General features: G+C 68.6%; 12 protein-coding genes. 7 read left to right on the top strand and 5 right to left on the bottom strand.

Annotated elements, in window-relative coordinates:
* The first annotated feature begins 221 nt into the window (after positions 1-221).
* Positions 222-890, top strand: coding sequence for a Fic family protein (locus BM287_RS06975; RefSeq protein ID WP_170857460.1), 669 nt, complete (start codon positions 222-224; stop codon positions 888-890).
* Between the two features lie 105 nt (positions 891-995).
* Here BM287_RS06975 and BM287_RS06970 read toward each other — a convergent pair whose 3' ends face one another.
* Positions 996-3,527, bottom strand: coding sequence for a glycoside hydrolase family 32 protein (locus tag BM287_RS06970; protein WP_244527981.1), 2,532 nt, complete (start codon positions 3,525-3,527; stop codon positions 996-998).
* Between the two features lie 244 nt (positions 3,528-3,771).
* On the bottom strand, positions 3,772-4,125 hold the full coding sequence (locus BM287_RS06965) for a hypothetical protein (RefSeq protein WP_090037297.1): 354 nt from the start codon (positions 4,123-4,125) through the stop codon (positions 3,772-3,774).
* A gap of 87 nt (positions 4,126-4,212) precedes the next feature.
* Here BM287_RS06965 and BM287_RS06960 point away from each other — a divergent pair, with 87 nt between their 5' ends.
* The 4 genes from BM287_RS06960 to BM287_RS06945 all read left to right on the top strand — a co-directional run bounded on the left by BM287_RS06960 (position 4,213) and on the right by BM287_RS06945 (position 11,367).
* Entirely contained in the window at positions 4,213-4,707 is a 495-nt protein-coding gene (locus BM287_RS06960) for a MarR family winged helix-turn-helix transcriptional regulator (protein ID WP_090037295.1), read from the top strand.
* A gap of 56 nt (positions 4,708-4,763) precedes the next feature.
* A complete protein-coding gene (locus BM287_RS06955; RefSeq protein WP_090037328.1) occupies positions 4,764-6,341 on the top strand; it encodes a chloride channel protein in 1,578 nt (525 codons plus the stop codon).
* A gap of 492 nt (positions 6,342-6,833) precedes the next feature.
* Entirely contained in the window at positions 6,834-9,824 is a 2,991-nt protein-coding gene (locus BM287_RS06950) for a DUF7507 domain-containing protein (RefSeq protein WP_139230628.1), read from the top strand.
* A 196-nt stretch (positions 9,825-10,020) separates the two neighbouring features.
* A complete protein-coding gene (locus BM287_RS06945) occupies positions 10,021-11,367 on the top strand; it encodes an LCP family protein (RefSeq protein WP_244527979.1) in 1,347 nt (448 codons plus the stop codon).
* 7 nt (positions 11,368-11,374) lie between these two features.
* Here the strand turns inward: BM287_RS06945 and BM287_RS06940 are convergent, their stop codons facing one another.
* Both BM287_RS06940 and BM287_RS06935 read right to left on the bottom strand, forming a co-directional pair.
* Positions 11,375-11,581 (bottom strand): DUF6186 family protein, encoded by a 207-nt coding sequence (locus BM287_RS06940; RefSeq protein ID WP_139230627.1) that lies wholly within the window; start codon positions 11,579-11,581, stop codon positions 11,375-11,377.
* Positions 11,578-12,273, bottom strand: a complete 696-nt coding sequence (locus BM287_RS06935; RefSeq protein WP_090037288.1) for a hypothetical protein — start codon at positions 12,271-12,273, stop codon at positions 11,578-11,580. The genes BM287_RS06940 and BM287_RS06935 overlap by 4 nt, the downstream gene beginning before the upstream one ends.
* A gap of 86 nt (positions 12,274-12,359) precedes the next feature.
* Here BM287_RS06935 and BM287_RS06930 point away from each other — a divergent pair, with 86 nt between their 5' ends.
* The gene (locus tag BM287_RS06930; RefSeq protein ID WP_090037286.1) at positions 12,360-13,763 is read left to right on the top strand and encodes an MFS transporter; all 1,404 of its coding nucleotides are present in this window, start codon (positions 12,360-12,362) and stop codon (positions 13,761-13,763) included.
* On the opposite strand, the gene BM287_RS06925 is transcribed toward BM287_RS06930, so the two are convergent.
* Positions 13,745-14,578 (bottom strand): UbiA family prenyltransferase, encoded by an 834-nt coding sequence (locus BM287_RS06925; protein ID WP_090037284.1) that lies wholly within the window; start codon positions 14,576-14,578, stop codon positions 13,745-13,747. The two genes, BM287_RS06930 and BM287_RS06925, sit on opposite strands and share 19 nt — an antisense overlap.
* Positions 14,579-14,651: 73 nt before the next feature.
* On the opposite strand from BM287_RS06925, the gene BM287_RS06920 reads away from it, so the two are divergent.
* Positions 14,652-15,902 carry a glycoside hydrolase family 3 N-terminal domain-containing protein gene (locus BM287_RS06920; protein ID WP_090037282.1) on the top strand — a complete coding sequence of 417 codons (1,251 nt, stop codon included), beginning with the start codon at positions 14,652-14,654 and terminating at the stop codon, positions 15,900-15,902.
* Positions 15,903-16,006 lie beyond the last annotated feature (104 nt).

Here is a 16,006-nt window from a genome sequence, read left to right as displayed (position 1 = left end):
TCCTGGACCCGCGCGTTCAACCGCTCCACCTCGGCCTCATGCGCTGCTCGTTCTCTGGCCCGCTGCTGTTCCAACCAGGCTCGCCTCCCGGGATGTGTCATAGCCCTAGCCTGCCGCGGAAACAGGCTCCGCTCGATATCGCCCTCGAAAACCGCCGTCGACCACCGCCGGATCTTGTCCCTGGAGATGCTGCGCGCCTGCAACCACGCCAGCTTCGTCCCATGCGGTTGCAAGTGATACTCATGCACCACCTCGCGGATCTCCTCCGCAGTAAAACCCGTTGTGACTCCCAAAACAGAACCCTCCCAAACCGAGCCAACCTGACTCACAACCAGCCTGGCAAAGAGGGGATCCACCCATTCACCGACGGCAATGGGCGGATCGGGCGCGCCCTCCTCAACGCGGTCATGCGCCGTACGGGAGTCTCGAACCGGGTGGTGGTGCCCGTCGCCTCAGCGTTGGCGGCCGATCAGGACCACTACTTCGGTCTCTTGACCGGCTACCGTACCGGTGACGTGGACGCGATCGTCGAGGACCTTGCCCTATGCGTCCAGGCGTCCGCCCGGGAGGCGGGAAGAACCGCTGCAGTGTTCCGGGAACTCCCGGGAGAGTGGCACGAATCGGCAGGTGCACGGCGGGGGAGTGCGGTGCGCACACTCATCGACAGCCTCCTGGAAAACCCGGTCATCACCGCCGCCGACGCCGAACACATCACGGGCGTGGACACGGTGAACGCATACCGGGCGATGAAGCGCCTAGAAGACGCAGGCGTCGTTCACGAGGTGACGTCCAGGCAGCGCAATCGAGTGTGGGCCGCAACTTCGGTACTCGACGAGCTCGATGACCTGAATGTCCGCATCGCGACAGCGATCCGCGCTGAGCGTGATTGAGATAGGCCACGTTCTTGCGCTGCCGATCGTCCGAGTGAGTCGGTGCCAGACGCAAAAGAAGGGGTTCCCTGCCCGTGCGGGCAGGGAACCCCTTCGGTTCGGGCGCTAGTCCGCAGCCTTTCCGGTCGTCCAGGCCGATGCCACCTTGTGGACGGTCAGGGAGACGAGCGATGCCGTCCCGCCGGTGGCGTAGGCGTTGATGCCGGTGCTGGCCGGATCCGGGAAGATCTGGTCGGTGATGAGCACCTGGCCGTCGTCCGCGAACACCTCCACCGAGGACCAGTCGACCAGGATGTGCAGCTTCAGCCGGCCGTCTTCCAGCTTCAGCGGGGCGCGCTGCACGCTGGTGGCGAAGGTCGGATCGAACGTCACGTCGCCGGACTTCGTTCGGTCGACGTAGAGCTCACCCGTCGACGTGTCGTAGCCGATGGAGGTCTGCTGTCCGTTTCCGGCTCGCACGTTCAGGCCGAAGGTCTTGGCGCTGCCGGCGGTGAGCACGGCCTTGATGTCGGCGGTCTCCCCGCTGGCGTTCAGCCGGGTGATTCCGGTGGGCAGACTGACGTTCTCGGCATGAGAGACCGGGGAGGTGACCAGTTGGTTGAGCTGGTCCACCGGCTGCTGCACGAGGACATCCTTGCCATCGACCTGCTCGAGACCGAGCTGGCGCGGGACGGTCATCGCGCTGCGCCACGGCGAGGTCGGGATGGATCCGCCGTAGTCCCAGTTGTTCATCCAGCCGATCATGATCCGCTTGCCGCCGGGTGCGTCGTTGTAGGTGACGGCGGCGTAGTCGTCCTTGCCGAAATCGATCCAGTGCGCGCGCTGGATGCTGGACTGCGCCGCGGTTCCGGACAGGCTGAACTGGTCGGCGAGGATGTGGCCCCACCCGCCGGCGTTGTCGTCCACCACCTCGAGATGGGCGGTCTTCCCCTGCAGATCGCCGAGGTTCCAACTGTTCCAGTCGAGGGTCTCGCTGTTCGCACCGGTCGCGGACCGGACGACCTGCCCATCCACCACCAGACGGACGGAGGTGTCGACGGCGGTCGGTGGCGCCGGCTGCGGCGAGAACGTGATCTGGTCGACGTTCAGGTGCCCCCAGCCTCCCGGGTTCTGGTCCACGATCTGGATCGTCGCCGTCTGACCTTCGTAGGCGCGGACATCCCAGGCGTTCCAGTTGAGCGCTTCTGCGTTCTGGCCGGTGGCGCTCGCGACCACCTTGCCGCCGACGATGAGGTTCACCGATGTGGGGTCCGGTGAGCCCCACGGGTGGTTCCCGCCGCCCACGAGGAGGTTGATGTAGCTGCTCGAGATGGTGAACGACGGGGAGGTGATGGTGCCCTGCGATGCGTCGCCGTCGATGTAGGTGTTCACCAGCTGGTTGCCGATGTAGCCCGTGACCTGCTGCTGGTTGGGCAGCGTACCGCCCGCCGGCCCGGTGCCGGTGAAGTCACCGGTCGTGGTCCAGCCTGCGCCGTAGGTCGGGCCTTCGAAATCGGCGAAGGTCGTCCCCGCGGGGACGGTGTTACCGGCGACGGAGCCGGGTACGTAGGGATGGTTTCCACCGCCGACCAGGAAGTTCAGGTACGCCTGATCGATGGTGAAGTCCGGCGACGTCAGTGTGCCGGTCGTGGCATCCCCGCCGGTGAAGCTATTGGCGAGGCCGGCCCCCTCATACCCCGAGACACCGCCCTGACCCGGCGCGTCACCGGCCGTCGGGGCCGGACCGAATGCGGTCCCGGTCGTGGTCCAGCCGTCCCAGTTCCCGTTGTCGAAGCTCTCCAGCGAGGTTCCGGCCGGGGGGACATACGCTTTGTCGTCCGCCGTGAACGAGGTGCCGTCGAAGTCGCCGGTGAAGTACTGGGCACCGGAGCCGCCGGCGATGCTGCCGGGGTTGAGGTTGACGACGAGGACCCACTTCTGCTTGCCGGGATTCGCCGGATCGGCCATCGGGAACAGGTCCGGGCACTCCCAGACGCCTCCGGTGGCACCGGCAGGGCCGAAGTCGCTCAGGTGCGTCCACTGCTTGAGGTCGGAGGACCGGTAGAAGGTGACCTTGTGCTGGTCGGACAGGGCCGCTGTCATCAGCCACTCGTTGCCCGGCGCGTACCAGAAGACCTTCGGGTCGCGGAAGTTGCTCGAGCCGATGTCCAGGACCGGATTCCCGGCGTACTTGGTGAACGTGCGTCCGTCGTCCGTGCTGTATGCCAGGGCCTGCCGCTGCTGCCCGGTCGCCTTGTCGAGGCTCGTGTAGATCGCGACGATCGCCGGGTTGCCGGGGGTGCCGAAGCCGGTGGTGTTGTTCGTGTCCACGACAGCGCTTCCGGAGAACACCATCTCCGAAGCGTCCTGCGGGATGGCCACGGGAAGCTGGGTCCAGTGGACGAGGTCCTTGCTGACCGCGTGCCCCCACGACATGTTGCCCCAGGTGTTCCCGCTCGGGTTGTACTGGAAGAACAGGTGGTACTCGCCCTTGTAGTAGAGCAGCCCGTTCGGGTCGTTCATCCAGTTCGCCTGCGGGGTGAAGTGGAACTGCGGGCGGTACGTCTCGGTGTACGGCGCGGGCGTGGGAGCCGCAGTCGTCGCATGCGCCGGCGCGGAGACGCCGAGGAGCGCGAGTGCTGTGGCCGATACGGTCAATGCTGCGATGGTCGCGCGCCTCGCGCGAGGTTGTGGTGTGCGCGGTTGTGCGTGTTTCGAAGGCATACTCGATGACCTTTCAGTTTGACAACGGTGTCAGATTGGGACGCTAGGGGATACCCCCGGGCCGCGTCAAGGGATGACAACGATGTCCCACTCGGCCGCTTCTGGGATGTTCGGAAAAAGAAGGTTCCGCCAGGAACCCGGCGTCATCCGCCGCGTGCAACGGCCGGCCGGAGCCGGCTCAGTCTTCGAGCGGACGAAGGTTGTCCTCGATGACAGGGAAGGGCAGCGTGTAGTACAGCTGCGTCGCGGTCATATCGCCCCAGTCGTCCTTCTTGACCCGGATCTCGGCGGACGACACTTCTGCGATCCGTACCCGCAGCCAGGAACCGTCGTCCAGCTTCAACTCATGCGGGTCCGCGAGATAGCTCAGGCCGAGCTCATCCAGGGTCTCTTCTGCGGCCAGCCAGTCCACGACGTCTGTCCGCCGGCGTCCCAACAGATCGATGGCGACGAATCCTTCATCGACGGGTTGCATCCACCCGACGCGCTCGCCATCGTCGGAGCGTCGGTGCTCGATCCAGTCGCCGTCCATGGCTCAAGGATGCGGCCGATGATGCACGAACGGCTATTCCTCAGACTCACGAAGTAACACGGTCTTGCAGTATGCAACCCTTGTACTATGCAAGAGTCTCGACAGGCCACCCCCGACCTGCTTCCCTCCGATCGTGAGGTGCATGCCTTCCATACCGCCGGGAGGGATCTGATCGGCATCGCTCTACGCAGCCTCGACGTCGTGGGCAACGGCCTGTCGCTGCCCAAGTTCCGGATGCTGCTGGTGCTGCACGAGCTCGGTCGCGCGCCTTCGGCCCGCGTCGCCCGGGCGCTCGGCGTGAACGCCTCATCGGTCACCCGGCTCGCCGACCGCCTGGTCGAAGAGCTGTACGTGACCCGCGGCGCCGATGAGCACTCGCGCAGCGTGGTCACGCTCGAGCTCAGCGACGAAGGCCGCAGGCTCGTGGATCGGGTGATCGCCTGGCGTCACGACGAGCTCGGCCGCCTCCTGGCCGGAATCGACCCGCACCTGCGCGAGACGACCACTGTGGCGCTCGAACAGTTCGCGGAGGCCGCCGCGGCGTTCTATTCGGTCGAGTTCGCCGGACCGGCGGCGCTGTGAAGGCGGCAGTCCGCGCACGGGACACGACCCTGGGCGATTTCGCGGTGCGCCCACGGATGCTGCTGATCACAGCCCTCGCCCTCCCCGTCGGCGCGCTCGGTGCGGTGGCGGCGTGGGCGCTCCTCCGGCTCATCGGTCTGACCACCAACCTCGTGTTCTCGTGGCGGTGGGACGTCTCGCTCGTCGCTCCCGGCGCGACGGCGCATCCGTGGTGGCTGATCCTCGGTGCACCTGTCGTCGGCGGCCTGATCGTGGGGGTCATGGCGCGCTTCGGGTCTGAGAAGATCCGCGGGCACGGGATGCCGGAGGCGATCGAGGCGATCCTCACCGGAGGCAGCAAGGTCCATCCCAAGGTCGCGGTCCTGAAGCCGGTCTCCGCCGCCATCAGCATCGGCACCGGTGGCCCGTTCGGCGCAGAGGGCCCGATCATCATGACCGGCGGGGCACTCGGCTCGATGCTGGCGCAGCTGGTGCATCTGAGCGCCGACGAACGCAAGGCGCTCCTGGTCGCCGGTTCCGCTGCGGGCATGGCGGCGACGTTCAACTCACCGCTGGCGGCGATCCTGCTCGCCGTCGAGCTCCTGCTGTTCGAGTGGCGTCCCCGCAGCTTCGTTCCGACGGTCGCAGCGGTAGCGGTCGGCACCATCGTCCGCGGCTTCCTGCTGGGGAGCGCGCCCGTCTTCCCTGTGGATGCGACCGGGCTGCACCTCACTCCGGGGATCGAGGCGTTCGCCGTCGCCGCCGGAATAACCGGTGGGCTCCTGGCGATCGCGGCCACCTGGCTCGTCTACCGGGCCGAGGACGCCTTCCACAAGCTCCCCATCCACTGGATGTGGTGGCCGGCGATCGGCGGTCTCATCATCGGCGCCGGGGGACTCATCGAACCGCGCGCGCTCGGCGTCGGCTACGACGTCATCGATCAGCTCCTCACCGGCAGCGCGACCCTGTCGCTCATCCTGGGGATCCTCGTCGTCAAGACGCTCATCTGGTCGCTGTCCCTCGGCTCGGGCACCTCCGGCGGAGTGCTCGCACCCGTGTTCATGATCGGCGGCGCGCTCGGAGCGCTGGAAGGCATGATCTTCCCTCACGCGATCCCCGGCTTCTGGGCGATGTGCGGGCTGGCCGCCGTCGTCGGCGGGGTGATGCGCTCACCGCTGACCGGTGTCGTGTTCACGCTGGAGCTCACGCACGCCTGGGATGCTCTGCTCCCGCTGGTGATCGCCTCCACCTCGGCGCACGCGCTCTCGGTCCTCCTGCTCAAGCGGTCGGTGCTGACGGAGAAGATCGCGCGACGCCGGCTCCACCTCACCCGCGAGTACTCGACCGACCCGCTCGAGACCTTCTTCGTCCACGAAGTGATGACCCCGCTCGCGGCGGGCGCAGCCTCCATGGACGATGACACGCCGACGGTCCGCGCGAGCGACACGCTCCGGTCGGTCGCGTACCAGTTCGCCGAGACCGAACAGAGCGCGGCTTCGGTCGTCGACGCGACGGGCGCGGTGATCGGTCGGATCGTGGTCCAGGACCTCCTCCACGCGCGGCGGCACGACCTCACCGAGGAGCACCACCGCAGCGGGATCCTCACCGGTGTGCGCCCGCGGATCGGCACCGCGGCCTCCGACGCGAACGCCTGATCTGCGGCCTACGCGGAATGACACTCTGACGTGCGCATCCGCTCCCGCCCTCCTCGACGTGCTCGTTGTTGCGGCCGACACGCCGTAGGAGCGTGCAACGACGAGCACTTCGGCGGTTGAGAGCGCCGAAAGACACTGTCTGTCACGGGTGCGGCGTGCCGACTAACGTGACGCCCAAATCCGCCATCGGCTGAGCGCGAGGTGTTGGGGTCACGCGTCCGCGTGACCACTGCTCGCCAGGAGGGGGCGCCACGGCGATCTCTGGATGAGCCCAGCGCGGAGGAACCGACGGAAAGCGATCGTAATGTGAAATCTTGGCGAACGTCATTCCCCGGAGAGGGCCGAGTCGAGAACTCCTCCGGTAGATCTCCACACCGCCGGACGCGCGTGCTCGCGGCTGTGTGCGCCCTGTCTCTCGCCGGGGTCGGGCTGACCATCGCCGGGCCGACGTCATCCGCCCAAGCGGCTGTGCCCTGCCCACCGGCCAATATCGTGGTCAATACCAGCAGTACGTCGCAGTTCCTGCTGGAATACTCACCTGCGGGAACGTTGCTGTCGTCGCATCCGACGAGCCTGTTCTTCGACATCGCTTTCAGCTCCGACGGCAAGACCCTGTATGGGGTCGACCCGACTGACTTGTCTGTCATCGACCCGGCGACCGGCAGCGTTCTGTCCTCGACGCCGATCACCGGTGTGCCGGCTGGCTCACCCCCGAATGCGTTGTCGGCGACACCGAACGGCAATCTGCTGATGGGCGCCGGGGATGTGGTCTATACGCTGAACCCCGCAACGGGGGCCGCCGTGCCGTACGCATCGTTCCCGGTTCCCTACAAGTCAGGCGGCGATTTCATCACCATCTCCGATGGAGACACCATCGTTTCCGGATCCGCCACCATTCAGGACGGTGGTTCTCCGCTCTTTCGGATGCATCCCGACCGGACTTTCACGAAGATCGGAGTCATCCCGTCGTCGTATGGTCTCGCCCAATCAAGCGGTGTGGTGTACTCCGCCGGACCGGATGGGATCCTGAGGTCGATCGACGCGCTCCCCGTCGGCCCGTCTTCGGCTGCGCTGCCGACGACCCCGATCGCAAATGCCGGAGCCCAGATCTTCGGTGCAACCTCGAAGCAGGATGCCGGCTGCGCGCCCTTCTTCCAGCAGCAGAAAGTTTCGGATAAGGCGTCCTACGTTGTCGGCGATCCGGTTACGTACACCGTCACGGTGACGAACACGGGCCCGTACCCGGGGACGGCGACGCTGGTCGACCCCGTCCCGGCGGCAGTTCTTGCCAGTACTGTCACCTGCGTGGGATCTGGCGGTGCGACCTGTGCCGGCAACGTGGTCGGGAATGTCGTGTCGGGGAGTATCGACGCTCCCCCCGGCGGTGTCGCCACGTTCACCGTCTCCGGTACGGCGGTGGCGGCGGGAAGCGCGACCAACGTGGCGACGGTCACCCCGACGACGGCAGGCTGCGGGCCGGAATGCGGCGGTGGCGACGCATCGGTATCAAATGTCATCGCGAGCGCTGACGCCCGGTTGTCGTTGGTGAAGACGGCGTTTCTGGTGGACGCGAACGGGAATGGTCTGGCCGATTCGGGCGAAGCCATCAATTACACGTTCCTGGTGACGAACACAGGGAACGTGGCATTGTCCACGATCGGGGTGACCGATTCGAAAGTGGGTCCGGTGACCTGCGCGACCCAGACGCTCGCGCCCGGGGCGTCCATCACGTGCGCGACCGTGTCGTCGTACTTCGTGACCGACGCGGATGTGCTGGCGGGCGGTGTGGTCAATACGGCGACTGCTCACGGCACGCCGCCGCCGGGTATCGCCCCGATCGTGCCGCCGTCGGATACCGTGACGACCCCGACTCCCGTCCCCGTCGGCGGGCTGGCGATCACGAAGTCTGCGCAGTTGAACGACGCGAACGGTAACGGGTTGGCCGACGCCGGCGAGACCATCCAGTACTCGTTCCTGTTGACCAACACGGGCACGGTGGCGTTGTCCGCGGTCGGTGTCACCGACCCGAGAGCGGGAAGCGTGACCTGCCCGCAGGCGACGCTGCCGGCGGGAGCGTCGGAGACGTGCACGGCGGACAACTTGTATACGGTGGTGGAGGCCGACGTGGTCGCTGGCGGTGTGCAGAACACGGCCACCGGTCACGGAACGACTCCGCCCGGGGTCAGCCCGATCGCACCCCCGACGGACACGATCGTCGTACCGTCTCCGATCGCCGGGGCCGGGCTGTCGCTGGTGAAGTCGGCGCAGCTGAACGACACGAACGGTGACGGCCTGGCGGACGTGGGCGAGACCATCCAGTACTCTTTCGTGTTGACGAACACGGGCAACGTCACGCTGAATTCCGTCACGGTTTCCGACCCCAAGGCGGGCCCGGTCACCTGCCAGGCCACGACCCTGGCACCCGGTGCGGCGACGAGTTGCACGGCAGACGACGTGTACACGGTCACGGAAGCGGATCTTGTCGCCGGAGGTGTGGTGAACACCGCCACGGGCAGTGCCACACCGCCGCTGAACGTGGGCCTGATCCCGCCGACGGACACGCTGACGACTCCGACTCCCGCCGCAGCAGCCGGTCTGGCGCTCGTGAAGTCCGGGCACCTGAACGACGCGAACGGGAACGGGGTGGCGGACCCTGGCGAGACGATCGACTTCAGCTTCGAGCTGACCAACACCGGTAACACGACCCTCGCCGCTGCCGGGGTGTCCGACCCGAAGGCGGGCGCCGTCACCTGCCCCAGCGGAACTCTGGCACCGGGCGCATCGGAGACCTGCACGGCAGACGCTGCGTACACGGTCACGGAGGCTGACATCGTGGCCGGCAACGTCGTGAACACGGCGACCGGCGCCGCTACGCCGCCGGCCGGAGTGAACCCGATCGTCCCGCCGGTGGACACGGTCACCATCCCGGCCGCGATTCCTGTCGGGTCGCTGACCCTGGTGAAGAGGGCGCACCTCAACGACGCGAACGGGAACGGGCTGGCTGATCTGGGCGAGACGATCGACTACACCTTCGATCTCACCAACACCGGGAACATCACCCTGTCCGCGCTCACGGTCGACGACCCGAAAGCCGGCAGCGTGACCTGCCCGCAGCTGACGCTCGCGCCCGCCGCGACGATCACCTGCACGGCAGACAGCCCGTACACGGTGACTGATTCGGATATCGCCGCGGGGAACGTGGTGAATGTCGCAACGGCCACCGGAACCCCACCCGTGGGGGTCCCACCGATCGTGCCGGCCAGTGACACCGTCTCCACCCCGGTCAACCCGGCCGAGGGCACCCCTCCGGCCATCCCGGGCAATCCTGGTCCCGGTGCTCTGGGACCGTCGGCTGCGACCGGCGGATACCTCGTCACGAACGCGCCGTCCGGCTGGCTCTGGGGGGTCGGATCCGCAATCGCCGTGATCGTGGCCGCTGGAGGGTCGTTCCTTCTCCGAAGGAGGATCCGGCCACGCTGGTGACCCGGCAGAACACGGAGGGGTTCGTCGGCCCGCTCCTCGCCGAAGTGCTCGTTGTTGCGCCCGAAACGCGCGTGGATGCGCAACAACGAGCACTTCGGCGGCTGAGAGCGCCCGCAGCAGCCGGGCGCCGTTCGCAGCCGCCAGAAAGGGAGGGTCGCTAGGATTTCAGCAACGTTCGCCGAATCGAGGGGTGCCGATGACCGATCTGCCGCGACGCCGTCAGCGCGCCCGCGGACCGGAGGGCGTGCGTCACGGCCGCCTGCCGCGGCGCCGGGGGAGCGTGGCCGCGCTGAAGCTGCTCGCCGCGGCCGTCGCCATCGTGTTCGTGAGCGTCGGCTCTGTCGCGGCCTACGCGGTGTGGGATGTGGCGCGGTCCATCAAGACCGGCGTGCACCTCCAGGCGCTTCCCGGCCACACGGCCATCCCCGCGGACATCCCCAATGTCGCCGCGATCCCGGGCGGCGTCAACCTGCTGCTGGCGGGGACGGACAGCCGCAGCGACCTCGGGGGCGTCTACAGCAGCGCCGACGAGCAGGATGCCTCGAGTGGAGCAGGCAACAACGACGTGACGATGCTGCTGCACATCGCGCAGGACCACAAGAGCATGGTGGTGGTCAGCTTCCCGCGCGACCTGATGGTCCCCATCCCGGACTGCCCGGACCCGAAGGGCGGCACGATCAGCGGCACGTCGTACGCGCAGTTCAACACGGCGCTCTCGCGCGGCGGGCTGAACTGCGTGGTCGCGACGGTCTCCAAGATGACCGGGGTCGACATCCCGTTCGCCGCTCTCATCAACTTCAACGGTGTCAGCGCCATGTCGGATGCGGTGGGCGGTGTGAGCGTCTGCCTGGCGACTCCCGTGAAGGACGACTACACGAACCCACCGCTCGACCTGCCGGCCGGCGAGAACACGATCGTCGGGGATGTCGCGCTCTCGTTCCTGCGCAGCCGGCACGGCGTCGGCGACGGCAGCGACCTCGGCCGCATCTCGAACCAGCAGGTGTTCCTCTCCGCCCTTGCGCGGAAGATCGTCAGCGGCGGCGTGCTGTCCAATCCGGTGCAGCTCTACTCGCTCGCCAAGGCCGCCGTGAACAACATCACGCCGTCGGAGTCGCTCACGAACCCGACGACCCTCGTGCAGATCGCGCTGGCGCTGAAGGACACGGGCCTCCAGAACATGGTGTTCGTCCAGTACCCGGCCGTGAGCGACCCCGACAACCCGAACCGCGTGGTCCCGCAGGAATCCGCGGCCGACGCGCTCGACGAGGCGCTGGTCAACGACCAGCCGGTCAAGCTCACCGGCTCGACCGGCCGCGCAGCCGAGGATCCGACCGCGACCTCGTCGCCGGCGCCGTCCCCAGGCGGGGAGCCGTCGCCCGCCACTCCGGCGAGCCCGAGCGCGGGCACCGGCACTGGCACCGGCACGGCGACGGGCACCGGAGCGACGCCGACTCCGACGGGCACCGGCGGCCCCGTCGACCTGCCGTCGACGATCACCGGTCAGACCGCCGCGCAGCAGACCTGCACCAAGGGCAACAACTAGCGCAGCATCAGGGCTGCGGCGGCACCGCCAGGAAATGCCAGCCGAGCCACCACCAGAACAGCATCACCGTGAGGCGCGCCGCACGGTCCGCCATGACGAGGTCGAGCAGGCTGCTCAGCCGGGCGACACGCAGCGGGCTGATGCGTGCCTGGACGACGAGCGCAGCCAGCAGGATGCCGCACAGCACGAAACCGGCGACCGTGATCTCCCTCATCGGCGCCACCCCCTCCGCACCAGGACGTAGCCGCCGAGCAGCCAGAAGGCTGCGAGCACTGCGCGCGCCGGCGGCCAGGCGAGGACCGGATCCATCAGGTCGGAGAGGGCGGGGAAGTCCTGCGTCCCGCCCGGCATCGAGCGGCCCAGGAAGAACGCCCCGATCTCCCACAGACAGCCGGCGGCGATGACGGCCGACCACAGGTACGCGGCCCGGCGGAGGGCGCGGCGCTCGGCGCCCGGGCGCTCTCGGCTGCCGGTGGGCCGCCGGCGGTCGGCCCAGGCGACCGGGAGCAACAGCACGCCGATGCCGATGACGACCGCGGTGTCCACCGTCCCGTAGAGCGGGCTCACGCCGAAGGCGAGCGCGGCGGCGACGATGAGCACGCCGGCCACGATCCGCTGCGGCAGGGTGTCCCGGTCGCTGGTGAGTCGCAGCGGGATGCGCAGCCACCCGAGCTGGTCCAGGACGAGCACGCCGGCGCCGAGCCCGTAGATCCAGGCGTCGACCGGCGCACCGCGGATGACGTGGAAGAGCGCGGTGAGGAGCAGGATGCCCACCCAGCACAACCGGGTCAGGACCACGACCCGATCGGGTCGCGCCGTCGCGTCGTCCTGAGCCGGCTCGGGATGAGCTCCGCGGCCGGGCCGCCCCTCCGCCGGGTTCTCTGCCGCATCCTCACGCTCGGACATGGCCGCACTCTACGCCGGACGCGCACGATTCCGGTCGCCCGCACCGCGATGTTGCCAGCGGCCATGCCAGGCCCTTGAATGAGAGCATGACCAACGTGAAGATCGAGCGGATGTCGTCGCTCCAGTTGAGGGTGCTGCTCATCGCCATCCTGGCGAGCTTCGTCGCCTTCCTCGACGGCGCCGTCATCAACGTGGCGCTTCCGGCGATCGACCGCGAGCTCGGTGGCGGCCTGCCGCTGCAGCAGTGGGTGGTGGACGGCTACCTCGTCACGCTGGGCTCTCTGATCCTGATCGCCGGATCGCTCTCGGACGTGTTCGGCCGCAAGCGAGTGCTGTACGCGGGCCTGATCGGCTTCGGCGTGACGTCCTTGCTGTGCGCGTTCGCGCCCGACGGCGTCTTCCTGGTCGTCGCGCGGGCGTTGCAGGGCGTGGCCGGCGCACTGCTCGTGCCGAGTTCGCTCGCCATCATCATCTCCCGCTTCGACGGACCGGCGCAGGCCAAGGCGATCGGTCGATGGACGGCGTGGACCGGCATCGCGATGATCGCAGGCCCGGTCATCGGCGGCATCTTCGTGGACACGCTGTCGTGGCGGTGGGTCTTCGTCATCAACGTGATCCCGATCGCTGTGACCGTGTTCCTGCTGATGACGCTCCGCGACTCGACGGCGGACACCGGGATGGGCGGCCGAGTGGATGTGCTCGGCGCGATTCTGGGATCCGTGGGCCTCGCGGGGACGGTCTTCGCCCTCATCGAGCAGGGGGCGTACGGCTGGACCAGTCCCCGCGTCTGGATCCCGCTGCTGATCGGCGTGCTCAGCCTGGTCGCCTTCTTCGTCGCCGAGACGCGCGTGAAGCAGCCGATGCTCCCGCTCGGGCTGTTCAGCGTCCACAACTTCTGGGTGGGCAACATCTCCACCTTCTTCGTCTACGGCGCACTCTCGTTCGGGCCGCTGATGGTCACGCTGTTCCTGCAGCAGGTGGCGGGATACTCCGCCATCGCCGCCGGGTTCGTCTTCATCCCGTCGACGCTCTGCATGCTCCTGCTCTCGGGGTTCTTCGGCGGACTGGCGGGACGGTACGGCCCGCGTCTCTTCATGTCGATCGGACCGATGATCGCGGCTCTCGGCTTCCTCTGGCTGCTGCTGATGGGGACGGACGTGAACTACTGGACGGGATTGCTTCCGGCCGTGCTGCTCTTCGGCGTCGGTCTGTCGATCACCGTCGCGCCGCTGACCAGCGCGATCCTCGGGGCGATCCATCCGGAGCAGGCGGGAATCGCCTCCGCCGTGAACAACGCCGTGGCGCGCATCGCCGGCCTGCTGGCGGTGGCGGCGGCGGGCATGATCATCGGCGGGAAGCTGGATACGGAGGGCCTCCACCGCGCCATGATCGGCGCAGCCGTCCTGCTGCTCGTGGGAGGCGTGGTCTCGGCGTTCGGCATCCAGAACCGGGCGCGCGTCGCCCCGAAGATTCAGACCGTCACGGACTGACCCGCCAAGGCGAGCATCGCGACATCCACGATCGCGCAGGTCATGATCAGCTGCATGAGCAGCCGGGTCGGACTGCGCCGCAGCAGCAGCACCACTCCCGTGACGGCAGCGGCGAGCCCGATCACCAGTCCCGCGAGGAGCAGCGGGCGAACCGGCAGGCCGGGACCGAAGGTGATGAGCAGCGTCCCGACGGCCAGTGCGCCGAACGCCAGCAGGCCGCTGGGCCGGGCGCCGAGACGGTGCGGGAGGCCGCGGACGCCGGTGCGCGCGTCATCCTCCAGGTCCGGCAGCACATTGGTGACGTGCGCTGCCACGCCGAGCAGGGCTCCCGCGGCGTAGACCCACCACTGGGGGAGTGCCGGATGCTGCTGACCGAGGGTGGCGACGGCAGGGAGGAGGCCGAACGCCACGGCGAAGGGCACGAAGGAGAAGAGCGAGGACTTCAGCCCGAGGTTGTACGCCCAGCCACCGGCGATCACGACGAGGTGAGCGGCGAGCGCGCCGGGCCCGAGGACGATCGTGACCAGGACGGCGGCGGCGAGCGCGACGAAGGCGGCCGCCCGCACGGCGGCGACGGAGACATCGCCGCGCGCCGCCGGCTTGTCGGGGCGCTCCACGGCGCGGTCGCGGGCCGCATCCAGCCAGTCGTTGCTCCAGCCGATCGACAGCTGCCCGCACAGGATGGCCGCCGCGAGCACCGCGAGACGTCCGGGCTCGTAGCCGAGGCCGACGCCGAGGAGGGTCGTGATCAGGGTGACGACGAGCGTGGGGCCGGGATGACTGGCGAGGAGGAGGGAGACCACCTTCTTCGCCATGCCCGCCATCGTAGCGGGGCGGGCGGAGCGGGACGCCCGGGCGCCCGGCGGGGCGGTCCGTTAGCATCGATCCATGCGGGCAGCCCGACGCAGGACCACCGCGGCCGCCGCCGTGGTGCTCTCGGCGACGCTGGCGTCCGTCGTCCTCGCCGGGTGCGCCGGGGGAGCGGGCGGCCACTCGAGGAGCGCAGCGGGCACGGCGACCGGTCCGGCCGTGACCGCGCGGACGGCTTCGCCGACCGTTCCGACCGCGCGGCCGGCTTCGCCGACCGTTCCGACCGCGTCGCCGACTCCGACCACGGACCCCGTCGAGGCCTACGCACGGCAGCGGCTCTCGAACCTGACGCTGCGCCAGAAGGTCGCCGGGCTGTTCATGCTGCACGCTCCCGGCACGGATGCGGCAGCGCTGCGCGGGTTCGTCGATCGCTACGGGCTCGGCGGAATGATCCTGATGGGCGACAACATCCCGGCCACCCCGGCGGAGCTCGCAGCGCAGACAGCGATGATGAAGGCGTCGGACCCCGACCTGCCGCCCCTGATCGGCGTGGACGAGGAGGGCGGAGACGTCACGCGGCTGGGGTGGGACGACCAGCCCGGCGCCGAGACCCTCCGACGGCTGGATCCCGCCGCCACCCGGGCGGCGTTCGCCCGGCGCGCCGAGTTGCTGCACCAGGCGGGGATCAGCGTCAACTTCGGGACGGTCGCCGATGTGACAGCCGACCCCGCATCCTTCATCGCGGACCGGGTGCTCGGCACCGACCCGGCCGGCGCTGCGGCCCATGTCGCCGCCTCGGTGACGGGCGAGCGGGGAAGTGTCCTCAGCACCCTGAAGCATTTCCCCGGGCATGGGGAGACCGAGGCCGACTCCCACCACTCCGTCCCGGCGACCAGCCTGTCGAAACAGGACTGGTCGGTCCGTGACGCGCCGCCCTTCCGGGCGGGCATCGACGCGGGTGCGGAACTTGTCATGTTCGGTCACCTCGCCTACACCCAGGTGGATGCGGCGCCCGCGTCGCTCTCGCCCGCCTGGCACCGCATCCTCACCGACGAGCTCGGATTCCGCGGGGTGAGCATCACCGACGATCTGCGGATGCTGCAGGACACCGGGCTCCCGCAGTACCAGGATCCGGGGGAGAACGCGGTGCAGGCCATCGCGGCGGGCAACACCATGGTGCTCGAGGTGCAATCCTCCGGCACGGACCCGGAAGCGCTCATCGACGCGGTGGTCGCCGCTGTGCAGCAGGGCCGCATCCCGCTCGCTCAGGTCGATGCGGATGCCCTGAAACTGCTTCGGCTGCGGCATTCGCTCGCCGCCGAAGAGTGACGCGTCAACTTTTTTCGCGAATTCCGGAATAGCCACGCGATCCATGCGCTTGCATGTATCGACGCGGGTGGACCGGCCGCCCGGCGCGCGACTTCCTGAAGGAG

The organism is Leifsonia sp. CL147, assembly GCF_900114565.1.
GTDB lineage: Bacteria > Actinomycetota > Actinomycetes > Actinomycetales > Microbacteriaceae > Leifsonia.
Note: the sequence above shows the minus strand (reverse complement) of the source record. Positions and strands in the feature narration are given on the sequence as shown.